Source organism: Streptomyces sp. B6B3, assembly GCF_039871525.1.
Classification (GTDB): Bacteria; Actinomycetota; Actinomycetes; order Streptomycetales; family Streptomycetaceae; genus Streptomyces.
The window spans coordinates 1-14,768 of the sequence record NZ_JBDPLU010000004.1 but is presented as its reverse complement, the minus strand read 5'-3'; the positions used below and the strand labels follow the sequence as shown (position 1 = coordinate 14,768).

Genomic DNA, 14,768 nt, shown 5'->3' with positions numbered 1-14,768 from the left:
CGCGAGCCCGCTCGGCGCCGCCGAGGTCGCCGAGACGGCCGCCGGCATCGCCGCCGTGCAGCGGGCGGACGGCGGCATACCGTGGTACCGCGGGCACCACCTCGACCCGTGGGACCACGTCGAGGCCGCCATGGCCCTGGACAGCGCCGGCGCCCACGAACGCGCCGCCGCCGCGTACCGGTGGCTCGCGAACCGCCAGAACCCGGACGGCTCCTGGTACGCCGCCTACGCCGACGACGGCCCCGGCCGCCCCACCGACCGGGGCCGGGAGAGCAACTTCTGCGCCTACCCGGCCGTCGGCGTGCTGCACCACTATCTCGCCACCGGCGACGACGCGTTCCGCCGCGGCATGTGGCCGCACGTCCGCGCCGCCGTCGAGTACGTGCTGACGCTGCAACGGCCCGGCGGGGAGCTGGGCTGGCGCCGCGACGCGGACGGCACGGCGTCGGACGGCGCGCTGCTCACCGGCTGTTCCTCCGCCTACCAGGCGCTGCGCTGCGCCCTCGCGCTCGCCGAGGCGCAGCGCGACCCGCAGCCGGAGTGGGAGTTGGCCGTCGGCCGGCTCGGCCACGCCCTGCGCGACCACCCCGAACGTTTCCTGGACAAGTCCCACTACTCCATGGACTGGTACTACCCCGTGCTCGCCGGCGTCGTCCGCGGCCCCGCCGCCACCGCCCGACTGGCGGGCCGCTGGGACGACTTCGTGGTGCCGGGCCTCGGCGCGCACTGCGTGCTGCCCAACCGCTGGGTCACCGGCGGGGAGAGCGCCGAGTTGGCGCTGGCGCTGTGGGTGGCGGGCCAGCCGCGGCGCGCGGCCGAGGTGCTGGGCTGGCTCGGCCACCTCCGGGCGCCCGACGGCCTGTACTGGACCGGCTACGTGTACGCGGACGACACCGTCTGGCCGCGGGAGCGCACCACCTGGACCGCCGGCTCCGTGCTGCTGGCCGCCGCCGCGCTCACCGGCCACCGGCCCACCCGCGCCGTCTTCGACCCGACCGCACTGCCCCGCGGCCTGGACCGCGACCCCGCCCGCGACTGCTGCCCCGCCTGACCGGGGCCTGACCGGTGCCTGACCGGTGCCTGACCGGTCACCGGCGCGCACACGCGGGAACGGCGTCGGCCCGTCCGGAGCCATGGGTCCGGACGGGCCGACGTGGGGCGTTGTACCGGGTCCGCCCCCGGTTCGCCTGGAGGATAATCAGCCGCGCTGGATGCCGGAGGTGTCCTGGAGCACGCCGCGACGACCGTCCTGCGTCTGCGCCACCAGCGCCTGACCGCGCTGCTCCACCGCCAGGTACCAGGTGCCGGGCGCCAGTTCGGCCACCGGCGTCGGCGAGCCGTCCTCGCCGTACAGCGGCCGGGCCGCGGGCACCGCGAACCAGAACGGCTGGAAGTTCGGGTCGGCGCCGGCCTGGGGCTGGCCGGGAGCGGCCGCCAGGTTCTGCTGCGGCTGCGCGCCGTAGGGCTGCCCCGGCTGCTGCTGCTGCGGGGCGCCCGGGTAGCCGTAGCCCTGCTGCTGGCCGCCGTAGGGCTGGCCCATGCCGCCCGGCTGTCCCGGGGTGCTGCTGGTCAGCGGTGCCTTGAGGGCCGGGATCAGCGGCGACGCGATGGCGCCGAACGCCAGCAGCGCGGCGGCGAAGAAGCCGAGGATCAGGCCCACGCCCTTGTCGAGACCCTCCGGGCCGCCGATGAGCGTCCAGATCGCCGCCCAGACCGGAGTCACCGCGAGGGCCGTGCCCCACTGGTCGAGGCGCAGACCGGCGATCGGCCTCTCCGGCTGCGACATGAACCGCGAACCCACGATGAGACCGGCCGCGATCAAGCCGTTGAGGTAGACCGTCGGAAGGACCGGGAAGTAGTCGGACTCCCAGGCGTTAACGCTGTCCGACATTCCCTCGTAGGAGACTTCGTAGAGGTCGAGGAACGAGAAGATGAAGAGCAGGACCGCTGCTCCGATCACTACTGCGTCGCCTCGACTGAGCGAGCGGTTGTTCACGTCAGATCCTTTGTCGGTCTTGTCGTCATGGTCTGGTCAGATGAGGGCGGGCCGGCCCCCATCGTACGGATGAACCTGAGCCGGAAGCCGCCGGGTGGGATTATCTGTATCCCACGCGACACGCTTGTGATGTGGTCGTGACCTTGCGGATTGCCGTACGACAGCCGCTGGTCAGATGCCCTCCCCGATGCGTCTGAGTACGCGCAGCGACGCGTGCTCCGCGACCTCGGCGAAGGCGCCGCAGGTCGCCGCCCGCCGCCACACGCGGTACGGGGCCTGGCCGCCCAGCGCGGGGTCGGGGAACACGTCGTGAATCGCCAGAAGGCCACCGAGCGCGAGCTTCGGCGCCCAGCTCTCGTAGTCGGCGGTGGCGTGCGCGTCGGTGTGGCCGCCGTCCACGAAGACCAGGCCGAACCGTCCGCCGCCAGCCCCGCCGAGCGCCGCTGCCGCCCGCGCGGAGCCGCCGACCACGGCGATGACGTGGTCCTCCAGGCCCGCGTCGGCCACCGTGCGGCGGAACGCCGGCAGCGTGTCCATCCGGCCGGGGCGTGCGGGGTCGGCGAGGTCGGGGTCGTGGAACTCCTGCCCCGGCTGCTGTTCCTCGCTGCCCCGGTGGTGGTCGACGGTCACCACCACCGTGCCGGCCCGGCGGGCGGCGTCGGCGAGCAGCAGCGTGGAACGCCCGCAGTAGCTGCCGATCTCCAGCAGCGGCAGGCCGAGCGTCGCGGCCTCGACGGCCGCCGCGTGCAGGGCGAGGCCCTCGTCGCGGGGCATGAAACCCCTCGCCGCCTCGAAGGCGGCGAGCAGTTCCGCGCCCACCTCGGCCGCGACTGGCTTACCCACGCGTCCCCCTGTGGTCCCCGTCGTCTGGCCCCATGCTGCCCTACCCGCCAACCCTGGTGCCGAGCGGGTCCCGCCACGGCACGGGGTCGACGGGCCTGGCGTCAGTGCGCGACCCGGGCGAGCGGCGCCTGCTGGAGCGGCACGGGCTTGGTCACGCCCTCGTTCGCGGGGCCGTTGCCGGGTTGGAGGGCCGTGGCGGGTTCGCTCGCCGGGACCGGCTCGGCGGCCGGCAACCAGTGGGAGCTGGAGTCCGGGACCGACGACGGCGCGGCCATCGGCTCCCGGGCTCGCTCCGGGGCCGGCTCCTGGGCCGCCGGGGCGGCGGGTCCGGTCGGATCCGCCTCGGGTGTCGCGGTCTCCACCGGCGGTTGCCAGCCGAGGTGGGGGTCCGGCCGCATGCCCGCGTCGGTGGCAGGCGTGCCGATCAGGTCCGGTGACGTCGTTGTCTCGGCCGACGCGACAGCCGGTGCCGGTGCCGGTGCCGGTGCGGGTGTGGTGGTCGTCGCCTCCGCGGCCGGCGGGGCCGCAACGTCCGGCAGGGGCGCCGGTGTTGGCTCCTGGACCGGCAGGTCCGCGAGATCCGGCAGGGGCACCGGCAGGGGCAGCGGTGTCGGTTCCTGGGTGGGCAGGTCCGCGACGTCCGGTAGCGGCGCCGGCGCCGCTACCGGCTCCTGCACGGGCAGGTCCGCCGCGTCCGCGTCCTGTGCCGGGGGCGTTTCCGTGGCCGGAAGGGCCGTTGCGGTCGGTTCCGAGGCCGGGGCCGGCTCCTGCACCGGCAGGTCCGCCGGGTCTGGTGCCCGGTCCGGCGTCGGGTCCGGGGCTGGTTCCTCGGCCGTCGGGGCCGTCGCCTCCGACAGCGAAGCCGGTTCCGGGTCCGGTTCCGGCGTCGCCGGGGTCGGGGTTGGGGCCGGGGGTTGGGCCGGGGGGAGGGGTTGCGGTTCGGGGACCGCTACCGCGATGCGGGCCAGGCCGCACGGCACGTGCGCCGTGGTGTAGGGGAGCAGCAACTCGCCCTCCGCCGTCCACCGGCCGGTGCCGGCCAGCCACCCCTCGGGCGCCGCGAGGTGCTGCAACTCCCGCTGCTGCGGCCGCCACACCGCCACCCAGTCGGCCTCGGCCGTGGTCATCCGCAGCGCCACCCCGCAGCTCTCCGGCAGCAGCATCTGCCCCGGCTGGACCGCGAACGGCAGCATCGTCGCGTCCGGCACGTGCAGCGCCTCGGGGAACCGCACCGGCCGGTGGCTGCCGAGCACGCCCCAGCCGATCCGGTCCTGGCCCGGCGCGTCGGAACGCACCAGCAGCAGCCCGCTGTCCGGATCGGCCAGCAGCAGCCGGTCGTTGCTGTCCTCGGCGATGCGCAGCAGTTCGGTCGGCGGGCCGCCGCGCTCCGCGTCGACGGTCACCGTCACGGCCCGGGTGCGGCCCGACGCGTCGGTGCGGTCGAGCGCCAGCAGTCGGCCCTCGCGGTCCAACCAGGCGCCGCCCGAGCAGCGGCCCTCCAGCGTGGCCACGAGTTCGGGCCCGAACGAACCGCCGGACACCAGCCACAGCGCGGTGCTCGGGCCGTCGTCGGGGCCGTCGTCCGGGTCGGGAACGAGCGCGTAGACCCGCGAGCCGTCGGGACTCGGCGGCAGCAGCGTCAACCGTTCGCATTCCACGGCACCCAGCGAGAGCTCGCCCGTGTCGGGGCCCGAGGGGTAGAGCAGCGAGAAGTGCCAACGGCCGTCCGCCCGGCGGCCGATCAGCACCCGCCCGTCGGGCAGCGGCAGCACCGGACTGGTCGGCTCCTCCGGCTGCCCGCCGGGCAGCCGCACCGCGTACGGTTCGGGTCCGTCCAGGGTCCAGCGCTCGGGACACCAGCCGCCGCCCGAACCGTCCGCGCTGACCACGGTGACGAGGCGGGCGGCGTAGGAACCGTCGGCGGCGATCGTCAACGGCCCCGACTGGCCGGGGGTTACGGGCGATGTCGGAAGTACGGGCGCGGCGTCCGGCGATGCCTGCGCGGGGATCGGCGCGGTCGCCGCGGCGTCCGCGACCGCGGCGTCCGCGACCGTGGCGTCCGGGGCCGCGGCGTCCGGGGACGGCCCGGTCGCGGCGGTCGCCGCGGAAGCTTCGGAAGACGGGGCTGTCATGTAGGCCTCACCTCCAGCGAGGACGCTAGGTTCATGCTGTCTGCCGGGCAACTCCGCTTGACTGGCTTCACGCCTAAGGGTGAGGAATTCCGGATTCGGCTGATCTGTGGGGGGTGTCTGTGTATCTCCGGCCGACCCTCTCGCAGACCCTGAGGGCCTGGGAGATGCCCCGATCGCGGCGGTTCCGCGTCTCCTGTGGGCAGGTAGCCTGGGCCCGTGCCCGTACTCTCCGAAGTGATCATCGCGCTCGACACCCTATGGCCTCCCGATACGGCTGAGGGATGGGATGCCGTGGGCACGGTCTGTGGAGATCCCACGACGCAGGTCAACGGGGTGCTGCTGGCCGTCGACCCGGTCGCCGAGATCGCCGAGGAGGCGATCGCGCTGGGTGTCCAACTGCTGATCACCCACCACCCGCTGTACCTGCGGGGCACCACGTCCGTCGCGGCCGACACGTTCAAGGGCCGCGTCGTGCACACCCTGATCAGGAACGACGTCGCGCTGTACGTCGCGCACACCAACGCCGACCGCGCCGACCCCGGCGTCTCCGACGCCCTCGCCGGCGCCCTGGGCCTGCGGGTCACCGGACCGCTCGTGCCCGACCCGAACGATCCGGCCGGCCGCCGTGGGCTCGGCCGGGTGTGCGCGCTCGACGAGCCGCTGAGCCTGGCCGAGTTCGCCGAACGGGCCGCCGCCCGGCTGCCCGCCACCGCGCAGGGCGTCCGCGTCGCCGGTGACCCGCAGCGCCCGATCCGCACGGTCGCGGTCTGCGGCGGCTCGGGCGACAGCCTGTTCGCCGACGTCCGCGCCGCCGGCGTGGACGCGTACCTCACCGCCGACCTGCGGCACCACCCCGCATCCGAGGCCCGCGAGCACGCCGGCCGGTCGGGACTCGCGCTGCTCGACGCCGCGCACTGGGCCACCGAGTGGCCCTGGTGCGAGCAGGCCGCCGCGCAGCTGGACGAGGTCTCCGACCGGCACGGCTGGGACCTGCGCACCCATGTCTCGCACCGGGTCACCGATCCCTGGATCAGCCATCGCCCCTCCCTCGTCACCTCAGGAGCCCCCAACTGAAAGCCGCGCCCGCCGATCAGATCCGCCTGCTCGACCTCCAGGACCTGGACGTCCGCCTCACCCAGCTCGCGCACCGGCGGGAGAACCTGCCCGAGCTGGCCGAGCTCCGTTCGTTGGACGGTGAGCTCGCCCAGCAGCGCGATCTGCTGGTGGCGGCGCAGACCCAGGAGAGCGACACCGCGCGCGAGCAGACCAAGGCCGAACAGGACGTCGACCAGGTGCGTCAGCGCGCCGCCCGGGACCAGCAGCGGCTCGACTCGGGCCTGGTCACCAACCCGAAGGACCTGGAGAGCCTGCAGAGCGAGATCGCCTCGCTGGCCAGGCGCCAGGACGATCTGGAGAACATCGTCCTGGAGATCATGGAACGCCAGGAGACCGCCCAGTCCCGCGCCAAGGAGCTCTCGACCCGGGTCGAGGAGCTGGAGGCCAGGACCGCCGAGGTGGCGGGGCGCCGGGACGAGGCGTGCCGCGACATCGACGCCGAGGCCGATGCGGCGCGCGAGGAACGCGCCGCGGTCGCCGGCGACATCCCGGCCGACCTGCTCGCCCTCTACGACAAGCTGCGCCAGCAGCACGGCGGAGTCGGCGCCGCCCGCCTGTACCAGCGGCGCTGCGAGGGCTGCCGGCTCGAGCTGAACATCACCGAGCTGGGCGAGGTGCGGTCCGCCGAGCCCGACGCGGTGGTGCGCTGCGAGAACTGCCGCCGCATCCTGGTGCGCACCCCCGACTCGGGCCTGTGAGCCGCCGATGAACCGATCCTTCATCATCGAGGCCGACGGCGGCTCCCGCGGCAACCCGGGCCCCGCCGGGTACGGCGCGGTGGTGCGCGAGGCGCGCTCCGGACAGGCGCTGGCCGAGACCGCCGCGTACATCGGGCGGGCCACCAACAACGTCGCCGAGTACCGGGGCCTGATCGCCGGGCTGCGCGCGGCGCACGCGCTGGACCCGAACGCCCAGGTACGGGTCCGGATGGACTCGAAGCTGGTCGTCGAGCAGATGTCGGGCCGGTGGCGCATCAAGCACCCCGACCTGCGGCCGCTGGCGACGGAGGCCGCGGGGATCTTCCCGCGGAACGCGGTGCGGTACGAGTGGATTCCGCGCGAGCGGAACCGGCACGCCGACCGGCTGGCCAACGAGGCGATGGACGCCGGCCGTCGGGGCCAGCCCTGGCGCCCCGAGAACTCCACGGCGGACGACGGGTCCGGCGGGTTCGACGGCCTGGTCGGTCTCGACGAGGACGAGGAACGGGAGGCCCTGGCGGAGGAACGGGCCGCCGCCGAGGCAGCCGCGGAGGCCGTGATCGGCCGGACCGGCGCCGGCGTGCCCGACCCCGGCGAGCCGGCCGGGCCTGGCGCGGCCGGGCTCGGGGCGGTCCCGCAGCAGGCGCCGCTCTTCGATCCGGCCGTGGGCGGTGCCCCCGGCGCGGCGGAGCGCCCTTCGGGCCCCGCCGCGGCGGGTCAGGCCGCGGCCGCCGCCCCCGTGGCGCCGCCCGTCGGCTGGGACCCGCCGGCCGGGGCGCCCACCACGTTCCTGCTGTTGCGGCACGGCGAGACCGCGCTCACCCCGCACAAACGCTTCTCCGGCAGCAGCGGCGCCAACCCCGAGCTGTCGCCGGTCGGTTGGCAACAGGCCGAGACGCTCGCCGCGGCGTTCGCCGGCCGCGACGACGTGACGGCGCTCATCAGCTCCCCGCTGCTGCGCTGCCGGCAGACCGCCGAGGCGGTCGCGCTCCGCCTGAACCTGGACGTGCACCAGGACAAGGAGTGGCGGGAGACGGACTTCGGCGCCTGGGAGGGCCTGACCTTCGCCGAGGTGCGCGAGCGCCACCCGGACGACCTGGCCGCCTGGCTGGCCTCCGCGGAGGTTCCGCCGACCGGGGGCGGCGAGAGCTTCGCCGAGGTGGCCCGCCGCGTCGCGGTGGCCAGGGACCGGGCGATCGCCCGCTATCCGGGCCGGACGATCCTGGTGGTCACGCACGTCACGCCGATCAAGACGCTGCTCCGCCTCGCCCTCGGCGCCCCCGCGGAGAGCATGTTCCGCATCGAGCTGTCCGCGGCGTCCCTCAGCGAGATCGCCTACTACCCCGACGGCAACGCCTCGGTCCGCACGGTGAACCTGCCGTTCGCGTGACCCCCGGCGAGCCGCGCGCCGCGCGTGGCTCGCCGGCGGCAGCGGCCGCCGGCGCCCGACGCCGCAGCGCGCCGGTGCCGCGTGGGTGGGCATGGCCCCTGTCGCGTCAGCGGCGTCTGGTGCCGTGTGGGTGGGTCTGTCCCCTGTCGTGTCGGCCGGTGCCTGGGCGCCCGGCGCCGTGGCTGGCGGGTTCGTTCCCGGCCAGGCCGGTGCCGCGCGGGCGGGCCTGTCTCCTGTCGCGTCACCGGCGCCGTGGTCTGGCGTCCGCGCCCAGGCGCGCCGGTGCCGCTCGACCGCCGCGCGCATCTGACGGCGTAGGTCGGGGTGCTCGGCGGGATCCATCCCCTCCGCGGCGAACACGGCGTCCGTGAAGTCGCCGGCGTCGGCCGGTGGCGCCTCGCACAGTCGGCGCGCATCCTCCGGCGGCAGGCAGAAGCCGAGTTCGACGCACAGCTCGTACAGCAGCCGCCGCACGTTGTCCTGGTGATCGTTGTCCTGGGGATCGAGGCGCGCCATCCGGACAGCATGGGCCGCGCGCGGCGCGTTCGTCACGCCCCCCGTCGCCGCTCCGCTCGTCAGAGCTCCGTGACCACCAGGTCCAGGGCGCCGGGGGTCGGGCCCGGTTCGACGGTGTGGCCGAGGTCGCGCAGCGCGGCGGCCAGCGCCTCGACGGTGCGTGGGGTCGCTCCCGCGGTCAGCAGCTCGCGGACGACGCGGCCCTTGACGGCCTTGTTGAAGTGGCTGACCACGCTTCGCCGGGTCACCCCGCCCACCGTCTGCTCGTGCAGCACCCGCAGTGTCGCGGTGCGCCGGGCCAACTCGCCGGTCGGCCGCCACATGCCGGCGTAGGACGTCGACCGCAGGTCGAGCACCAGCCCCGAACGGGCCGAGCCCGCCGCCTCCGGCAGCGCCCGCGCCATCGGCTCCCGCCAGAACGTCGGCAGCGCCCCGATCCCGGGCAGCCGCGCGCCGCCCGCGCAGCGGTACGGCGGGATGCGGTCGCCGATCCGCACCGCGCCCCACAGGCCGGAGAACACCAGCAGCGACCGGCGGGCCCGGCGCCGGGCCGCCTCGTCGAGCGTGGCCAGGCCGAGCGCCTCGTAGAGCACGCCCGTGTACACGGCGCCGGCCTGGCGGGCCGGGGCCGTGCGCAGCCCGGCGTTCCGCGTCACCTCGTCGCGCTGTCCCTCGCTCAGCCCGAGCGCCTCGCGCGCCTTCTCGGCGTCGCCCTGGCACAGCCCGACCAGCGCGTCGAGCACCGCCTCCCGGGCGGGGGCGAGCGACGGCAACGACAGTTTCCCGAGGTCGGCGGGCGCCCCCGAGGTCACCCTGGCCTTCCCCTCGGACGGCGGCAGCAGTACGAGCATGGTCCGCAGGCTACGACACGCGCCGCCCGGCCGGTGACCGCCGGGCGGTACGGGCCCAGCCCGTACCGCACCCGGACCCCGACGTCCCGCGCCGGCGCGTCGTAGCATCGCGTCCGACCCCCCACGCCCCCGCAGGCCGGGGGAGCAGAAGGGAGGCGGCGACGTGCACGATCCGAACCGGCGCGCGCGACGGCGCGCCCCCGCCCGCCGAGGCGCCCCCCTCGACGAGCGTCCCGCGGACCAGGGCGGCGCGGGAGGCGCCCCCGCCGCCGACCTTCCGCCGCCCGCGCCCGTGGTCACCCGGACACTGGGGCACGGGGAACGCGCCAGGTGGTCGCGGGTCAGGCTGTCGCCCGGCGCGCCCCCGCTCGACCTGATGACGGCCCGCTTCGAGCGGCACTGCTACGCGCCGCACGTGCACGAGGAGTTCTCCATCGGCGTCTGCCTGTCGGGCCTCGAGCACATCGACTACCGCCGGGGCCGCCTGCTCGCCGGCCCGGGCACCATCGTGATCCTGGAGCCCGACGAGCCGCACACCGGCTCCGCCGCCCGGCCTGGCGGCTTCGCCTACCGCGCGTTCTACCCCGCCGCCGGGCTGCTGACCGAGGGCGTCCGCGGGCGCCCCTACTTCCGCGACGGCGTGGTCCAGGACGAGGGGTTGGCCGCCGCGCTGGCCAGGGCGCATCGCGCGGCCACCGGCGAACCGGACCCGTTGCGTTGGGAGTCCGAGGTGGTGTGGCTGCTCGCGGCGCTGGTCCGCCGGCACGCCGCGCCCGACAGCGCCCGTCCGGTCAGGACCGTGTCGGGCGGCGAGCACGTCGCGCGCGTCGTACGGGAGCGGCTCGCCGACCAGCCGCGGACCCCGCCCACGCTCGCCGAGATCGCCGCCGACCTCGGCCTCTCCCGCTACCAGGTGCTGCGCGCCTTCCGCACCAGCACCGGCATGCCGCCGTACGCCTGGCTCGCGCAGCACCGGGTGGCCAGGGCCCGGGCGTTGCTGGCGGCCGGGCGGCGCCCCGCCGAGGTGGCGGAGCTCGTCGGCTTCGCCGACCAGGCGCATCTGACCCGCTGGTTCCGGCGGGTGACCGGCGTGACCCCGGGCGCGTACCGCAACAGCGTTCAAGACAACGTCTGACCGCGGCAGCAGGATGGCCGCCATGTCGGCTCGTGGCTGGTTCCTGTTCGCCCTGATGAGCGTCATCTGGGGCATCCCGTACCTGATGATCAAGGTCGCCGTGGACGGCGGCGGCGGAGACGCCGGCGGGGGCGTCTCGGTGCCCATGGTGGTCTTCGCCCGCACCGCGCTCGGCGCCGCGCTGCTGCTGCCGCTGGCGCTGCGCGCGGGCCGGTTCGGGCAACTGCGCGGGCACGCCGTGCCGATCCTCGGCTTCGCCGCGTTCGAGATCATCGGGCCCTGGGCGCTGCTGTCGGACGCCGAGCGGCACCTCGACAGCTCCACCACCGGGCTGCTGATCGCGGCCGTGCCGATACTCGCCGTGGTGCTGGCTCGGCTGACCGGCGGCGACGAGCGGCTGGGCGTCCGCCGCTGGGCCGGCCTGGCCGTGGGCCTCGGCGGCGTGGCGCTGCTGGCCGCGCCGCAGCTCAGCGGCGGCAGCGCCTGGTCGTTGACCGAGGTGCTGCTCACCGCGGTCGGCTACGCCGCCGCCCCGCTGATCGCCGCGCGCCGGCTGCGCGAGGTGCCCACGCTCCCGTTGACCGCGACCTGCCTGACCCTGGCGGCCGTCGTCTACGCGCCGCCCGCCGTCGCGACCTGGCCCGACACCCGCCCGTCGGCCGAGGTGCTGGCCTCGCTCGCCGGGCTCGGGGTGATCTGCACGGCGCTCGGGTTCGTCATCTTCTTCGAGCTGATCCGGGAGGTCGGCGCCTCGCGGGCCATGGTCTTCACCTACGTCAGCCCGGCGGTCGCCGTGGTCGCCGGCGTGGCCCTCCTCGACGAGCCGCTCACGGCCACCGTCCTCGGCTCCTTCGGCCTCATCCTGACCGGCTGCCTGCTGGCCACCGCCCGGGACCGCGCGGGGGCGACGGAGCCGGCCGCGCCCGAGGCCGGCCCGGTGGGCCCGGTCAGCCCTGACCGGCCCGTTGCAGGGTCTGCCGCGGAGCGCAGCCGTAGGCGTGGCGGTAGGCGGCCGCGAAACGGCCCGGATGGTGGAAGCCCCAACGGGACGCGATGGCGGTCACCGTCGCGTCGCCCGTAGGCTCCGCGGCGAGCAACTCCCGGTGCGCGTGGTCGAGACGCACCCGGCGCAGGTACGCGGTGGGCGTCGTGTCGAGATGGTGCCGGAAGGCGAGCTGCACGGTCCGGGACGTCACGTGGACGGCGTCGGCGACGTCGGCCAGGCCGATCGGGCGGTGCGCGTGGGCGTCGATGAACTCGACCGCCCGCCGCAGCGTGACCGGCGACCTGGCCGCCCGGTCCACGGGGTCCGTGGCGGCCCGCGCGTCCAGGTAGCTGCCGGGGAACGCCGAGAGCACCGCGGCGGCCAGACCACGGGCGGCCGTGGTGGCCAGCAGCGGGCTCGCCGCCGCCCGCGGGTGGGCGGGCAGATCGGACGCGATCAGGTCGATCAGCCGTCCGACGTACCGGCCGGCGGCGGCGGACGACGGCTGGTGGCTGGTGAACCGCGGCGGACCGGCCGCCCGGCCGCCGAACTCGCCGGCGACGTCGGCCAGCAGCGCCAGGTCGAGCGTGACGATCTGCACCCGGAGCCGGTCCCACCGCACCGCGTAGGGCAGTTCGGGCGAGGCGGCGAGGAAGATGTCGTCCCGGCCGGCCCGCACGACCTCGCCGGCGGTGCGTCGTTCGATCCGCCCGTCGAGCACCCGGCAGACGAGCAGCCGCCCGGTCGGCTGGGCGACGTGTTCGACGCCCATGGTGTGGAGCATCACGGCGACCGAGACGGGGCCGGCGTCGCGGACCGAGTGCGTCATCCGGAAACCCTCGGCGCTGCCGGTGATCCGCATGGTGTTGTCCGCGTAGGAGCTGCGCATGAAGGCGTGCGCGTGCTCCGGGTCGCTGGTGGCGAACTCGGCGCCCGGCGGCCCGGCCTGCCGCGGGATGGTGGGCCGCAACGTCCCGGGTCTCGGGGGAGGGGTCATCGACGTCCTTCCGGCAGGGGTGCGCTCGCATGTCAGGTGCGTCAGCGCACCGCGCCGGCGGTGCCGGTTTTCTCACCCTACGCCGGGATGGCCGCGTTGCGAAGGAAGGTCTCGAAAGGGGGTTCGATCAGTGATGGGGGCCGCGTTGGGGGAGCTCGCCCGTCTCGACCAGATGCGCCGCCACGTCGCGCAGCTTGATGTTCGTGTCCTGCGAGCGGGCGACCAGCACCCGGAAGGCGCGCCGCGCGCTGATCCCGTACCGCTCCCGCAGCATGCCGAGCGCCTGCCCGATCGTGTCGCGGCTGTCCAACGCCAGGCGCAGCTGGGCCTTCTCGCGCGCGTGCGACACCGCGATCGCGGCGTGCGCGGCGAGCATCTCGCCCGCCCGCACCGCGTCGTTGGGGAAGGCGCCCGCCCGGTCCGCGTAGACCGTCAGCGCGCCCACCGGCCCGGCCGGGACCAGCAGCGGGAACGACAGCGCCGAGCCCACCCCCTGCCGCACCGCGGCGGCGGTGAACCCCGGCCACCGGTCCTCGGACCCGAGATCGTTCGCGCGCACCGCGGCCCCGAGCGCCACGGCGTCCAGGCACGGACCCTCGCCCAGCGCGTACTGCAGGGCGTCCAGCCGGCCACCCAGCGTGTCGGTGCACGCCGGATCCGCGGGCCGCCCGGCGCCGAGCACCGACGCGCAGCCGGCGTGGGCCGTGCCCGGTATCTCCCGCGCGGCGGCGTCGACCACCTGCCTGAGCACCTCGGCCGGCTCCTCCTCCGCCGCCAGCGTCAGCGCCAGATCCGCCAGCCGCACCGCGAGGCCCTCCTCGTCCACGGCCCGACCGGCCCCGTCCGCGGCATCCGCCCCAACGAACACGTGTGTCACCTCCCGCTCCGCGCGTCCGGGTACCACCGTCCTGGCCGGCCACCATGCCGGAAAAGGCAACAGACGAAGAGAACGATCCGTGCCGTCCAGAAAACGAAGATCGCGATCCCGGACACGGACGCCGACCGGCGCGTTCCCGCGGGTACCATGGTCCACACGGCGGACGAGCCGGCCGGGCGGCCGCGTCGGGAGCCTCCGGGTCCTCCCGGAACTCCCGCCGAGGAACGTCCGGGCTCCACAGGGCAGGGTGGTAGGTAACGCCTACCTGGGGCGACCCACGGGACAGTGCCACAGAAAACAGACCGCCGGCCGCGAGCCGGTAAGGGTGAAACGGTGGTGTAAGAGACCACCAGCGCCCAGGGTGACCTGGGCGGCTCGGTAAACCCCACCCGGAGCAAGGTCAAGAGGGGGCACGGGAACGTGCCCCTGCGCGGACGATCGAGGGCGGCCCGCCCGAGTCCGCGGGTAGACCGCTGGAGGTCGGTGGCGACACCGACCCTAGATGGATGGCCGCCACCCCCGGGGCCGCAAGACCCCGAGGGAACAGAACCCGGCGTACAGGCCGCCTCGTCCGCCGGCCTGTGTTTGCGCAGGTCAGAAGCGTTGTGCCGAAGGTGATCACGTGGGCCCGGGTCGAATTCCGGGCGTCCCGTGGTGCTCTGGCGGCTACTGCAGCTGCTGCCGACCCTCGCGGAATAGTGAAGCCCAGGCCATAACTGAGCGTGTAGGGGAGGCTTGGTGTGACGTTCGGCGCGGTTCCAGCCAGCCGTGGTTGACGCGTCGTACATCGCCCCGTGTCCGCGCCGGTGCTCGGCCACCAAGGTCAGCTCGGCGCAACTCGTTCCCGTACACGTCGGCGTGGTCGACGAAGTCGATACCGGCGTCGCGGGCCGTGCGTACGAGTTCCTGGATGTCGTCATCGGTCTTGTCGGCGATACGCATCAGGCCGAGCACGACGTTCGGCGCGGTGATCTCGGTGCCTGGCATGGTGAAGTGCTTCACGACCCGACCTTTCAGGACGTATGGAGGGTTGTCGGCGCCACCCCGTGAACGGACGCCGGAACGCCGTGAGCGCGTCGCGCGCTCGCGGGGAGCGGCGTCAGTTCGGAGTCCGGAGCCGGAGGACCCGGGCGGCGGGCGCGGGCCCGCCCTCGAGGCGGAGCGTGCCGGTGTCGACGTCCCAGTCGGCCGGCCAGGCGGTCAGCCGCCGCGGATACAGCATGTCGATCTCC

Annotated in this window: 12 protein-coding genes, 1 other RNA gene and 1 pseudogene; 7 read left to right on the top strand and 7 right to left on the bottom strand. The window is 75.2% G+C overall.

All coding sequences use genetic code 11. The features are described 5' to 3' along the window. Positions 1–46 precede the first annotated feature (46 nt). On the top strand, positions 47–1,051 hold the full coding sequence (locus tag ABGB06_RS10250) for a prenyltransferase (RefSeq protein ID WP_347588383.1): 1,005 nt from the start codon (positions 47–49) through the stop codon (positions 1,049–1,051). Positions 1,052–1,198: 147 nt separating this feature from the next. Here ABGB06_RS10250 and ABGB06_RS10245 read toward each other — a convergent pair whose 3' ends face one another. The 3 genes from ABGB06_RS10245 to ABGB06_RS10235 all read right to left on the bottom strand — a co-directional run bounded on the left by ABGB06_RS10245 (position 1,199) and on the right by ABGB06_RS10235 (position 4,971). Next, entirely contained in the window at positions 1,199–1,996 is a 798-nt protein-coding gene (locus ABGB06_RS10245; RefSeq protein WP_347587583.1) for a hypothetical protein, read from the bottom strand. A gap of 171 nt (positions 1,997–2,167) precedes the next feature. Next, complete coding sequence (locus ABGB06_RS10240) at positions 2,168–2,770, bottom strand: class I SAM-dependent methyltransferase (RefSeq protein WP_347588381.1); 603 nt, start codon at positions 2,768–2,770, stop codon at positions 2,168–2,170. Between the two features lie 170 nt (positions 2,771–2,940). After that, positions 2,941–4,971: a hypothetical protein gene (locus tag ABGB06_RS10235; protein ID WP_347587581.1), complete on the bottom strand. Its 2,031-nt coding sequence runs from the start codon at positions 4,969–4,971 to the stop codon at positions 2,941–2,943. Positions 4,972–5,187: 216 nt separating this feature from the next. On the opposite strand from ABGB06_RS10235, the gene ABGB06_RS10230 reads away from it, so the two are divergent. The 3 genes from ABGB06_RS10230 to ABGB06_RS10220 are packed head-to-tail and all read left to right on the top strand — an operon-like array spanning position 5,188 to position 8,175. After that, a complete protein-coding gene (locus ABGB06_RS10230) occupies positions 5,188–6,045 on the top strand; it encodes a Nif3-like dinuclear metal center hexameric protein (protein ID WP_347587580.1) in 858 nt (285 codons plus the stop codon). After that, entirely contained in the window at positions 6,042–6,785 is a 744-nt protein-coding gene (locus ABGB06_RS10225; RefSeq protein WP_347588379.1) for a C4-type zinc ribbon domain-containing protein, read from the top strand. The genes ABGB06_RS10230 and ABGB06_RS10225 overlap by 4 nt, the downstream gene beginning before the upstream one ends. 7 nt (positions 6,786–6,792) lie before the next feature. Then, positions 6,793–8,175 (top strand): bifunctional RNase H/acid phosphatase, encoded by a 1,383-nt coding sequence (locus ABGB06_RS10220; RefSeq protein WP_347587578.1) that lies wholly within the window; start codon positions 6,793–6,795, stop codon positions 8,173–8,175. Positions 8,176–8,750: 575 nt separating this feature from the next. Here the strand turns inward: ABGB06_RS10220 and yaaA are convergent. Beyond that, the gene (gene yaaA, locus ABGB06_RS10215; protein ID WP_347587576.1) at positions 8,751–9,542 is read right to left on the bottom strand and encodes a peroxide stress protein YaaA; all 792 of its coding nucleotides are present in this window, start codon (positions 9,540–9,542) and stop codon (positions 8,751–8,753) included. A 307-nt stretch (positions 9,543–9,849) separates the two neighbouring features. Here yaaA and ABGB06_RS10210 point away from each other — a divergent pair, with 307 nt between their 5' ends. After that, a complete protein-coding gene (locus ABGB06_RS10210) occupies positions 9,850–10,677 on the top strand; it encodes an AraC family transcriptional regulator (RefSeq protein ID WP_347588377.1) in 828 nt (275 codons plus the stop codon). A gap of 22 nt (positions 10,678–10,699) precedes the next feature. Then, positions 10,700–11,758: a DMT family transporter gene (locus ABGB06_RS10205; RefSeq protein ID WP_347587574.1), complete on the top strand. Its 1,059-nt coding sequence runs from the start codon at positions 10,700–10,702 to the stop codon at positions 11,756–11,758. Here the strand turns inward: ABGB06_RS10205 and ABGB06_RS10200 are convergent. Beyond that, positions 11,700–12,551: pseudogene (locus ABGB06_RS10200) on the bottom strand (AraC family transcriptional regulator); the annotation flags it as partial. The gene ABGB06_RS10205 and the pseudogene ABGB06_RS10200 overlap by 59 nt on opposite strands. A 235-nt stretch (positions 12,552–12,786) precedes the next feature. Further along, complete coding sequence (locus ABGB06_RS10195) at positions 12,787–13,527, bottom strand: GAF and ANTAR domain-containing protein (protein ID WP_347587572.1); 741 nt, start codon at positions 13,525–13,527, stop codon at positions 12,787–12,789. A gap of 173 nt (positions 13,528–13,700) precedes the next feature. Between ABGB06_RS10195 and rnpB the strand changes: the two genes are divergently transcribed. Continuing rightward, positions 13,701–14,110, top strand: an RNA gene (gene rnpB / locus ABGB06_RS10190) — RNase P RNA component class A. 92 nt (positions 14,111–14,202) lie between these two features. On the opposite strand, the gene ABGB06_RS10185 is transcribed toward rnpB, so the two are convergent. Continuing rightward, entirely contained in the window at positions 14,203–14,538 is a 336-nt protein-coding gene (locus tag ABGB06_RS10185; RefSeq protein ID WP_347587570.1) for a hypothetical protein, read from the bottom strand. Positions 14,539–14,768: the final 230 nt, after the last annotated feature.